We start from the raw sequence: 10875 nt of genomic DNA, 5'->3' as shown, positions 1-10875 counted from the left end.
GACCCTCCGGCGTCGCGAACACCGTGTCCCACGCCGTACGCTCCGAGACCACCTCGACCTCGCGATCACACGACGCAGCCACCAACGTCGCCTCCGCAGCAGACCCCGCAGAGCCCACACACGCAGGCGATGACGCACTCCCGCCAGCAACAGCGGGAACCGGCGCAGCCACAGCAACGCTCGCGGGCACCACACCCACCGCGAGCACCACCGACACCCCCCACGCCACCCCGCGCCGCACACCAGGCACAGAACGCACAGAACGCGCGAAAGGGACACCAAAGAAGGACGAGACCACTGGCCACCGCTCCGTAAGCCACGCACCCATCACCAGCGACAGGCACAAAACCGAAACCCTCACCCCCTGCGGGCGGGCCCCAAGCCGGCACTCAGCAAACACTCAGCCAGCGGTGGTGACCAGAAGATAGGACCAAACAAGACATGCGTGCAAGTCCTTACGAACGGCGCGAAGGAGTCCCCGCCCCCGACCAGACGCAGCCACATCAGCGACGGTGTGCACTCTCTTGTAGGTCCTCCATAAACCCTCGGGCATTTGGTGGCGGTGCCTGGAGGTTTCCTCCAACCACTTGTCGAGTTTCACCAACGTGCGCTGTTCTCGCTGGCCCGTGGCGCCCACGCATCTTCACCCGCGCGAGGGCCAGAGTGGACACGTGCCGCCCGGCACCTCTCCGCCGTCCCGAGGAGTCCCCGTGCCCCGCGCCGTGCCCACAGACATGCCCGCTGCCGACCACACCGAGGGGCCCCGTGTCCGTCAGGTCGTGGCCGAGCATCCCGATCCTGTGGGGCCGCCCGCGCAGCACACCGAGCCCCCCACCTCCCGCTGGCGCATCACCGCCGCCGACACGGCCCGCATCGCGACCTTCGCAGCCCTCACCGCAGTTCTGGGCATGCCGGGGAGCCTGGCCCTGTTCGGCAACGCCGTCCCGATCACGCTCCAGACCCTGGGGGTCATGCTCGCCGGCGCCCTCCTCGGCGCGTGGCGTGGCGCACTCGCGATGCTCACGTTCCTCGCGCTCGTCGCAGCGGGCCTCCCGCTCCTGTCGGGCGGGCGCGGCGGTCCCGGGGTCTTCGTGGGACCGTCCGCGGGCTACCTCGTCGGGTTCGTGGTGGGCGCCGCGGTGATCGGCCTGATCGTGCAACGCTTCAGGGTCCTGTCGTTCTGGCGGGTCCTGGTCGCGTGCGTCGTGGGCGGCATGCTCGTCATGTACGCCCTGGGCATTCCGTTGCAGGCGCTCGTCACGGGCTTCTCGCTCCGGACGGTCGCGACAGGTGCGCTCATGTACCTCCCGGGCGACCTGATCAAGGCCGTGGTCGCGGCCTCGGTCACGGTGGGCGTGGTCCGCGCCTACCCAGCCGCGTCGCCGCTGCGCCGCGGCGCGAGGACGCCGGAGAACCAGCCCGCCGCGAGCCCCGCGGCCTGATCGACCTACGATCCCCTCATGCCCGTCGCCCACGCCGTCCTCGCGCACGCCCGCAGCTCCGCAGGGGCGCGCTGCGCGCTGCGCTCCCCGGAGCGTTCCCGCACGTACCGAGCCCTCGCCGCGGACGTCGCGGCGGGAGCCGAGTTCTTGCGGGCGACCGGGACGGCCGTGGGCGACGTCGTCGCGATCTCCCTGCCCGACCCCGTCGACCTCCTCACGGCCCTCCTCGCGGTCGACCTCGCGGGCGCCACTCCCCTCGTCTGCGACCACACCTGGTCCCGCGCCCAGCGCGCCGAGGTGCTCCGGACGATCGCCCCGGCGGGCTTCGTCGAAGTCCCGCTCCCGCGGGGCAGCGCGGCGGACGCGCTCGCCCCGCTGAGCGCCCCGGTCACGAGCAGTCGGCCCGACGACGCTGCTCCCGTCGAGCCGTCGGGCTCGGCGCTCGCGTGGGCCGGGTTCTCCTCGGGCAGCACGGGTAGACCGCGCGCGGTCGCGCGCACCCGCGGTTCCTGGACGGGCTCGTTCCCGGCGGCAGCACGCCTCACGGGCACCGGTCCCGAGGACACCGTGCTGGTGCCCGGTCCGCTCGCGTCGTCGCTCTACTGCTTCGCGGCCGTGCACGCGCTCGCGACCGGTGCGTGCGTCCAGCTCGCCAGGGGGGACGCCGCGATCACGACGGCCCTGGCGACCTCCGACGTCGTGCACCTCGTGCCCTCGGCGCTCGAACCGATCCTCGATGCGATCGAGGCGGGGGCCCCGAGCCGCCTGCGGACCGCGGTGGTCGGGGGCGCCTCGCTGCCCGCCGACGTACGAGGCCGGGCGGCGCGCGCAGGGGTACGAGTCGTGACCTACTACGGGGCCGTCGAGCTGTCCTTCGTCGCGATCGACACCGACGGCACCGGCCTGCGCCCGTTCCCGGGCGTCGAGGTCGAGGTGCGCGAGCTGCCCGGCGCGACGCTCGGAGAGGTCTGGGTCCGCTCGCCGTGGGTCGCGCAGGGTTACCTCGCCCGGGCGACCGGCCCGTTCCGTCGCGAGGGCGAGTGGTGCACCGTGGGCGACCTGGCCGAGGTACCCGCCCCCGGGCCCACCCCGGGAGAAGGCGCCTCGCTGGTCCTGCGCGGCCGGGGGGACGGCGCGATCCTCACGGGCGGCGCGACGGTCGTCCCCGAGGACGTCGAGGTCGTGCTGCGCGCGATCCCGGGCGTCGAGGACGTCGTGGTCGTCGGGACCCCGCACCGCCGCCTGGGCGCGGTCGTGACGGCCGTGGTGCAGTGCGCGGACCGACCGGGGCTGCGCGCGCACCTCGAACGCGTGGCGCGGGCCTCGCTGTCCTCGGCCCAGCGCCCGCGCCACTGGTACGGCGTGCGCGCGCTGCCCCGGACGCCGTCGGGCAAGGCCGCGCGCGGTGCGATCAGCGAGGCGCTGCTGTCCGGCGAGCCCGCGTACGAGGCGCTGCGGTGAGCCCGTCGCCCGACTCCCCCGTGGTCGTGGCCGCGCGGCGGACCTGGATCGGCACGGCCGGCCACGGGCTCGCCGACCTCGGTGCGGCGGACCTCGCGGCCCCCGTCCTGGGGGCCGCCCTCGCCGACCTGCCCGCGGGCCACGGGCTCGACGTCGCCGACGTCGCGCTCGGGAACTGCACGGGGCCGGGCGGGAACCTGGCGCGGGTCGCGGTCCTCGGAGCCACGCTGCTCGACCCGGCGGGACCGTTGACCGAGCAGGTCCCGGGCGTCACGATCGACCGGCAGTGCGGCAGCGGCCTGGCCGCGATCCTGCTCGCGGCCCACGGGGTCCGCGCCGGAGAAGCGGACCTGGTCCTGGCCGGTGGCGTCGAGAGCCCGTCGACGGCGCCCCTGCGCTCGCGCCGCCCCCGCCGAGGCTCGGCCGCGTCCCCGGTCCCCTACGACCGCGCACCCTTCACCCCGCCCGAGTACGACGACCCCGACATGGGCACGGCCGCCGACGCCCTGGCCCGCGCGCACGGCATCGGCCGCGAGCGCCAGGACGCGCACGCCGCCCGCTCGCACGCACGCGCCCTGGCGGCTCACGCAGAGGGCCGCTTCGACGCCGAGGCCGTCGCGGTGGGCAACCTCGCACGCGACGAGCGCGCCCGCCCGCTCGACCTCGCGGTGCTCGCACGCCTCCCGTCGGCGTTCACGCCGGGCGGCACGGTGACGGCGGGCAACGCGAGCCCGATCAGCGACGGGGCCGCGGTCGTCGCGATCGTCCCGGAACGGGAGCGGGCGAGGCTCGGCGTGCCGGGACTGCGGCTCGTGGGCGGTGTGACGCGCGGCTGCGACCCACGCCTGCCGGGCTGGGGGCCGGTCCCGGCGGTGCGCGGGCTGCTCGCGCGCACGGGCCGGACCACGGACGACCTCGCCGCGATCGAGCTCGTCGAGGCCTTCGCGGCGCAGGTGCTGGCGTTCACGGACGCCCTCTCCCTGCCCGACGACGACCCTCGCCTGTGCGCGGACGGCGGCGCCCTGGCGCTGGGCCACCCGTGGGGGGCGAGCGGGGCCGTGTCGGTCGTGCGCCTGTTCAGCAGGCTCGTGCGCGCGGGGGCCCCGGCGGGCTCTCTCGGGCTCGCGGCCGCAGCCGTGGGCGGGGGCCTGGGCGTGGCCGGGCTGTTCGAGGTGGTCCGATGAGAGGCACCCGCCTGCGCAGGCCGACCGTCGAGAACCCGACCCGGGACCCGGCGCCCCCACCCGAGGTGGGCTGCGTCGTCGGGCTCGAGGACGTGCACGTGCGCCTCGGTGAGCGAGACGTCCTGCGCGGGGTCAGCGCAGAGCTGCGCGAGCGGCACATCGGGATCGTCGGTGCGAACGGCTCGGGCAAGAGCACCCTCGCGCGGCTGCTCAACGGCCTCGTCCTGCCCACTCACGGCGCCGTGCGGGTCGACGGCCTCGACACGCGGCGCTCGGGCGCCGAGGTCAGGCGCAGGGTCGGCTTCGTGTTCTCCGACCCCGACGCCCAGATCGTCATGCCCACCGTCGCCGAGGACGTCGCGTACTCGCTGCGTCGCAGCGACCACGACCGTGCCGCCCGCGACCGGCTCGTCGGGGACTGGCTCGCGCGCCACGGCCTCGACGGCCACGCCGACCACCCCGCGCACCTGCTCTCGGGCGGCCAGAAGCAGCTCCTCGCGCTCACGTCGGTCCTCGTGACCTCACCACGCCTCGTCGTCGCCGACGAGCCCACGACCCTGCTCGACCTGCGCAACACGCGCCGCGTCGCCGCGCTGCTGGCCGAGATCCCGCAGCAGGTCGTGCTCGTCTCGCACGACCTCGACCTCATGACGGGCTACGACCGCGTGCTCGTGATCGACGAGGGCCGGGTCGTGGCCGACGACGAGCCCGCACCGGCCGTCGCGTACTACCGCCGGCTCCTGGACGAGCGGCCGTGACCGACCCCGGCCCCGCACGCGGAGCGACGCACCACGCGGCCGGGGCCTACGTCGTCGGGCGCTCGCTGCTGCACCGCGCACCCGCCGGGCCCAAGCTCGCCGCGCTCATGGTGTGCTCCCTCGCCCTGCTGCTCGTGCGCGACGCCGTGGGCGTGGGCCTCGCGGCCCTCGCGGTCGCGGGACTCTACGCGCTCGCGGGCCTCGGGTGGCGCGCCGCGTGGGGCCAGGTGCGGCCCCTGCGCGTGTTCCTGCCCGTGGTGTTCGCGCTCCAGTGGTGGCTCATGGACCTCACGTCCGCCGCCGTCCTCAGCACGCGACTCCTGGTGCTCGTGGCGCTCGCGGGCCTCGTGACCTGCACGACGCGGGCCTCCGACCTGCTCGCGGCGATCGAGCGCGGGCTCTGGCCGCTCGGTCGCGTCGGTGTGGACGTCGAGCGCGTCGCTCTCGTGCTGGCCCTCGCCCTGCGCAGCGTGCCCGTGGTCGCGGACCTCGCGGGACGGGTCCGTGACGCGCAGCGAGCCCGCGGCCACGAGCGCGACGTGCGTGCCTTCGCCGTGCCGCTCGTCGTGGGCGCGATGCGGCAGGCAGACGCGCTCGGCGAGGCCCTACGGGCGCGCGGCTTCGACGACTGAGCCCGCCGGTCAGGACCGCCGCTGCGCGAGCCACTCGATCGCGACGACGCCCTGCCGCCGCTGGAACGCGCGCAGGGTCGGCATGTTCACCGGGGCGGGGTGACGTGCCGCGTCGAAGAAGTACCCGGCGAGCCCCGCGAGGAACGCGTCGACGTGCTCGCGCGTGGCCCCCCGGAACAGCGGGTGGGTCGCCGCGATCCGGTCGACGTCGACCGCGCTGCCGTTGACCCGCGCGTCGAGCAGCAGGGTCACGCCGTCGATCCAGCGCGCGCCCGTCCCGGCCCACGGCCAGTCCACGACCCACACGCGCGCGGACGTGTCGACCAGCAGGTTGTCGAACCGCAGGTCGAGGTGGACGAGCCGGTCGCCGTGCGCTGCTCGCGCCGCCCCGGCCGCGAGCGCCTCGAGCTCGTCGAGGTGGCCGAGCGCCCAGGCCGGGAGGGCCGACAGGTCACCGTCGGAGCGCAGCCTTGCCCAGCCGTCGAACGAGGGGGCGAGCTCGGCCGTCGCGTCGGGGAACGGCGAGGTGCCCGAGGGGTCCCGGACCACGGGCTGCTCGAGGAGCGCGCCGAGGAGCGCGATGAGCTCGCGACGCTCGGGCGGCAGTCCGGGGTGCCTGCCGTCGACGTCCTCGATCACGAGCGCGACCCACTCGTCGGACTCGTGCGCGCCCAGGAGCCGGGGGGCGGGCGCGGCGTCGGGCAGGCGGCGCAGCACGTCGAGCTCGCGGCGGTGGATGTCGTAGGCGTCGGCGTTGCGGGTGCGGCTCACGGCCTTGACGAAGGCCCTCTCCCCCGTGGCCGTGCGCACGCGGTCGGCACTGCCCGGGGAGTAGCCGTGCGCCTGGCTCTCGGCCAGGACGACCTCACCGCCAAGGATCTCCTCGACGTCGGCACGCACCTGCGGTGCGAGCTCCTGCCAGGTCGTGCGCCGCGTCGAGACGGTGCGTCGTGTCGAGTCCATCCGGGTGACAGTAGTCGGCGCGCGGCGCGGGACGGCTGAGCGCGCGCCCGCGAGTCCTGTCCTGTTCTCGCTGGTCAGCCGCATCTCACCCGCACCGCGCACCCGCCCTGCCTACTTCGCCCTGGGGGTCGGCTGCTTCTCGATCTCGACCCTCGTGAGCTCGGGCGTGAACGCGTACACGTCCTCGCCGTCCGCGGAGATCCACCACTTGCCGCACATCACGGTGCTCGCCTTCTCCTGCTCGTCGGGCCACCACGTGGCCAGCAGGGTGGAGTCCGTGCGGTAGTCCTCGGCGGTGAAGCCCTCGCGCTCGGGCTGCGGGGTGAGCGGGTTCTCGGCCGAGACGGTCGTGCAGTCGGCCGGCAGGCCGTCGAGGCTCCCCCGGTACGTGAGCAGGCGCTCCGTGCCCGTGGTGCGGAAGATCCCCTGGACGGTCGCGGCGTCGTCGGGCACCCAGGCCGGGACGACCTCGTCGGCCTTGCCCTCCTTGCCGGTGTCGAACGCGTAGGTCTTGGTGTGGCCGTCGTTGCGCTCCGCGAGGCTCTCGGAGATGTCTCCGCACGCGCTGAGCGTGAGGGCCGCGAGGCCTCCGAGGGCGACGACGGCGAGCGTGCGGGGACGGCGGACGATGGACGGGGACGTGGTGTTCGTGGTCATGGCATCGACGCTACGGACGCACCCCGGGCCGCCGCGTCGGGTCGTGGTCGGGTCCTGCCGGCGCCTGCCTGCACCGCTCGCGGGACCTCGGCGTCTCCCGGTCTCCACCCCTCGTCGCATGCCGACGGCTGGTCTCCCAGGGTCATCCCCTAGTCGGCGCGGTGCCGGATTCGTCACGTACGCCCGATCGGTCATCCGGCGGCCCTCGTCCCGTCGGTCGCCGTTCACCGGCCCGACACCGGCCGGGCCTAGGTTCCGAGCGTCCGCCCTGCACCCTGCGGGGCCATCGGAACGAGGAGCACGGAATGCGCGTGGTTCACCAGTCCCGCCTGCCGCACCCGAGGGCGACCGGGGTCGTGGCCGCCGGCCTCGCGGTCGCGGTCGCCGCCGGGACGTTCGGGGTCGTCGGCACGGCCGTCGCGGCCCCCGACCCGTCCGTCCCCCCTGCCGTCACGCTCTCGCCGCTCGGCACGTACTCGACGGGCCAGCTCGACGAGTCCGCGGCGGAGATCGTCGCGTTCCACCCGGCCTCGAAGCGCCTGTTCGTCGTCAACGCCCAGTCCGGGAGGGTCGACGTGCTCGACGCCCAGGACCCCACGGCCCCGACCCGGCTGTTCGACCTCGCGGTCGGCGGCACGGCCTCCGCGGACGGCTCGGTCGTCGCGGCGGACGCCGTCGTGAACTCGGTCGCGATCCGTCCCGACGGGCTCGCTGTGGCCGCGGTCGAGTCGAGCCCCAAGACCGACGACGGCTGGCTCGTCATCTTCGACGCGGCCGCTCCGGTGACCACCCCGGGCACGGCCCCGGCGGACGCGATCCTCGGTGCCGTGCGCGTCGGCGCGCTGCCCGACATGGTGACGTTCTCGCCCGACGGCTCGCGCATCGCGGTCGCGAACGAGGGCGAGCCCGCGGACGACTACAGCGTCGACCCCGAGGGCTCGATCTCGATCGTCGCGGCACCCACGAGCCTCGCGAGCCCTGCCCAGGCGGACGTCCGCACGGCGACGTTCCACGCGTTCGAGGCAGGGGGCACCCGGCCCGTCCCGGCCGGGGTCCGCGTGTTCGGCGGCCGGGAGGCAGCGGGCACCGGCACTCCCGAGCGCCCCGTGTCGGAGAACCTCGAGCCCGAGTACGTCGCGTGGGACGCGACCGGAACGGTCGCCTACGCCAGCGTCCAGGAGGCGAACGCTCTCGCGGTCGTCGACGTCGCGAGCGCGACCGTGACGGACCTGCTGCCGCTCGGGACGCAGGACCACCTCGCGGCGGGCAAGGGCCTCGACGCGTCCGACAAGGACGGGAAGATCGACATCCGCGCGTGGCCGGTCAAGGGCCTCTATCAGCCCGACACGATCGCCTCGTACCAGGCGGGCGGCGCGACGTACCTCGTCACGGCCAACGAGGGCGACTCGCGCGACTGGTCGGGATACTCCGAGGTCAAGCGCGTCAAGGACCTCGGCAAGAAGGGCGTCCCGGGCCTGTGCGCCGACGCGTTCTCGTCGTTCGTCGGCGCACAGGGCAACCCCGCGACGCTCGCCGACCTCACGGCGGACGCCCACCTGGGTCGCCTGAACATCAGCACCGCGAGCGGCCTGCGCTCGGACGGCTCGTGCTACGAGGAGCTGTACTCCTACGGGTCGCGCTCGTTCTCGATCTGGTCGACCGACGGCCGACAGGTCTTCGACTCGGGCGACGCGTTCGAGCAGCTCGTGGCCTCGGTCAACCCCGACTACTTCAACTCGAACCACACCGGGTCCGGGTTCGACGGGCGCAGCGACGACAAGGGCCCCGAGCCCGAGGGGCTCACGCTCGGCGAGGTCGGCGGGCGCACGTACGCGTTCATCGGCTTCGAGCGCGTGGGCGGCATCGCGGTCTTCGACGTCACCGACCCCGTGCACGCGTCCTACGTCTCCTACGTCAACCACCGCGACTTCTCGGTGAGCGCCGAGGCGACGCCCGAGCGGCTCGCCGAGGCCGGTGACCTGGGTCCCGAGGGTCTCACCTTCGTCCGCGCGAGCGACTCGCCCACGGGAGCGCCGCTCCTCGCGGTCGGGAACGAGATCTCGGGCACCACGACGTTCTACGGCGTCGACGTCCCCGGGGCCGAGCCCGACGACGGGCGGATCGACCTCACGGTCACCATCCCGGCCGCGCCCGTCGAGCCGGGCGAGTTCGTGTGGACGGTCGACGGCGGCAGCCGCGTCGTGGACCTCGGCACGGCCCGGCTCGTGGGCGACCACCTCGCCGCCACCGGCCGGCTCGGCGCCGTGACGGTCACCGACACCCGCGCGACGGCGCCCGCGTGGTCCGTCTCCGCCCAGGTCGACGACTTCACGAGCGGCTCCGGCACGGGATCGCGCACGCTGCCCGGCAAGCACCTCGGCTGGACCCCGTCGCTCGTGACGGCAGGCGGCGGGACGCTCGCGGGCGCCCCCGTGGCCTCGGGCCTCGTGAGCGGCAACGGCCTCGCGGACTCGGCCCTCCTGGGCTCTGCCACGGCCGGGCACGAGCCGGGCAGCGCGGTCCTCGGGGCCGACCTCGACCTGCGCTTCCCGGTCGACGCCGCCGCAGGCACGTACACCGCCACGCTCACGCTCACCGCGATCGGCTGAGCGGTCGTGGACCGTCGCACCGCGGCCGCCCGTCGTCGTCGCGGTGCGACGGCCGTCCTCGCCGGGGTGGTCGCAGCGCTGCTGTCGGCCGCCCCGGCGGTGGCCCTCGAAGCGCCCGACGGCGAGCCCGTCACTGAGCCCGTCACCTGGGGCGTCGCCCCCGCCTCCGCCCCGACGTTCGACCTCGCCCTCGACCCCGGGGCCACGGTCACGGACGAGCTCGTCGTGACCAACCACGGCGACGCCCCGCTCGACCTCGCGGTCTACGCGGCCGACGCCTTCACCTCGCCCACGGGTGCGCTCGACGTCCTGCCGGCGGGCACGCCGTCCGAGGACCTGGGCGCCTGGATCACGGCAGACGTCCCGCGCGTCGCGGTGGGTCCGGGCGAACGGGTCACGGTCCCCTTCACGCTGAGCGTCCCGGCCGACGCCACACCCGGCGACCACACGGCCGCGCTCGTGACCTCGCTCGTGACGGGCGCGGGCGAGGGCGAGGGCGGGGTCGCGGTCGACCGGCGCCTCGGCACGCGCGTCCTGGTCCGGGTCGCGGGAGACGTCGCCCCGTCGGCGACCGTCACGGCCGTCCACGCCGGCTACGCCGGGGCGTGGAACCCCGTGGGCACCGGGGGCGCGGAGCTGACGTTCACGGTGACCAACACGGGCAACGTGCGCCTCACGGGTCCGCTCTCGGCGACGGTCGCCGGCCCGGCGGGCGTCGGCGGCGTGTCGGTCGCGCTGGGCGAGCTGCCCGAGCTCCTGCCGGGCGACGCGCTCACGCTCACGGGGACGGTGGGCGGCGTCGCGCCGCTCGGGTGGCTCGGCGCGTCGGTCACCCTCGCGCCCGTCGTCGCCACGACGGCGAGCACCACCCTGCCCGACGGCGCCGCCACCCACCGCGCGGATCTCGCCACGGGCGAGGGCCGGCTGTGGGCGGTCCCGTGGTCGGCGCTCGCCGCGGCGACCCTGCTGGTCGGTGGGGTGCTGGCCTGGCGGGCGCTGCGCCGTCGGGCACGCGTGCGGTTCGAGGCCGCGGTGGACGAGGCGCTCGCTGCTCGTTGAGTGCGTGGTTGGGGGGGGGGACCGCGGGGGGGGGGGCCCCCCACCAACCCCGGCAAATTCGGGCCCCCGGGCCCGCCCCACCCCGGAGGCCCATATGGCGGGCAACCAAA

9 protein-coding genes are annotated in these 10875 nt (G+C 75.3%); 7 read left to right on the top strand and 2 right to left on the bottom strand.

Features of this window, described 5'->3' with window-relative positions; all coding sequences use genetic code 11:
- Positions 1–710: 710 nt before the first annotated feature.
- Genes ACFVQ3_RS16105 through ACFVQ3_RS16085 form a run of 5 tightly spaced genes read left to right on the top strand, consistent with a single transcriptional unit; the run spans position 711 to position 5477 of the window.
- Entirely contained in the window at positions 711–1442 is a 732-nt protein-coding gene (locus ACFVQ3_RS16105) for a biotin transporter BioY (protein WP_387641064.1), read from the top strand.
- Between the two features lie 18 nt (positions 1443–1460).
- On the top strand, positions 1461–2903 hold the full coding sequence (locus ACFVQ3_RS16100; RefSeq protein ID WP_387641062.1) for an AMP-binding protein: 1443 nt from the start codon (positions 1461–1463) through the stop codon (positions 2901–2903).
- The gene (locus ACFVQ3_RS16095) at positions 2900–4087 is read left to right on the top strand and encodes a thiolase family protein (RefSeq protein WP_387641059.1); all 1188 of its coding nucleotides are present in this window, start codon (positions 2900–2902) and stop codon (positions 4085–4087) included. Before ACFVQ3_RS16100 ends, ACFVQ3_RS16095 begins: the two co-directional genes overlap by 4 nt.
- Positions 4084–4845 carry an energy-coupling factor ABC transporter ATP-binding protein gene (locus ACFVQ3_RS16090; protein WP_387641056.1) on the top strand — a complete coding sequence of 254 codons (762 nt, stop codon included), beginning with the start codon at positions 4084–4086 and terminating at the stop codon, positions 4843–4845. The genes ACFVQ3_RS16095 and ACFVQ3_RS16090 overlap by 4 nt, the downstream gene beginning before the upstream one ends.
- On the top strand, positions 4842–5477 hold the full coding sequence (locus ACFVQ3_RS16085; protein ID WP_387641053.1) for an energy-coupling factor transporter transmembrane component T family protein: 636 nt from the start codon (positions 4842–4844) through the stop codon (positions 5475–5477). Before ACFVQ3_RS16090 ends, ACFVQ3_RS16085 begins: the two co-directional genes overlap by 4 nt.
- 9 nt (positions 5478–5486) lie before the next feature.
- Here ACFVQ3_RS16085 and ACFVQ3_RS16080 read toward each other — a convergent pair whose 3' ends face one another.
- Both ACFVQ3_RS16080 and ACFVQ3_RS16075 read right to left on the bottom strand, forming a co-directional pair.
- Positions 5487–6440, bottom strand: coding sequence for a phosphotransferase (locus ACFVQ3_RS16080; protein ID WP_387641051.1), 954 nt, complete (start codon positions 6438–6440; stop codon positions 5487–5489).
- A 111-nt stretch (positions 6441–6551) separates the two neighbouring features.
- Positions 6552–7097: a hypothetical protein gene (locus ACFVQ3_RS16075; protein WP_387641048.1), complete on the bottom strand. Its 546-nt coding sequence runs from the start codon at positions 7095–7097 to the stop codon at positions 6552–6554.
- 305 nt (positions 7098–7402) lie between these two features.
- On the opposite strand from ACFVQ3_RS16075, the gene ACFVQ3_RS16070 reads away from it, so the two are divergent.
- Together ACFVQ3_RS16070 and ACFVQ3_RS16065 are read left to right on the top strand one after the other, a co-directional pair.
- A complete protein-coding gene (locus ACFVQ3_RS16070; RefSeq protein ID WP_387641045.1) occupies positions 7403–9706 on the top strand; it encodes a choice-of-anchor I family protein in 2304 nt (767 codons plus the stop codon).
- Positions 9707–9712: 6 nt separating this feature from the next.
- Entirely contained in the window at positions 9713–10765 is a 1053-nt protein-coding gene (locus tag ACFVQ3_RS16065; protein ID WP_387641042.1) for a WxL protein peptidoglycan domain-containing protein, read from the top strand.
- Positions 10766–10875 lie beyond the last annotated feature (110 nt).

The sequence above is a fragment of the Oerskovia sp. NPDC057915 genome, from assembly GCF_042887685.1.
Classification (GTDB): Bacteria; Actinomycetota; Actinomycetes; order Actinomycetales; family Cellulomonadaceae; genus Oerskovia.
The sequence above is the reverse complement of the archived record's forward strand: the minus strand, read 5'-3'. Positions and strand labels throughout refer to the sequence as shown.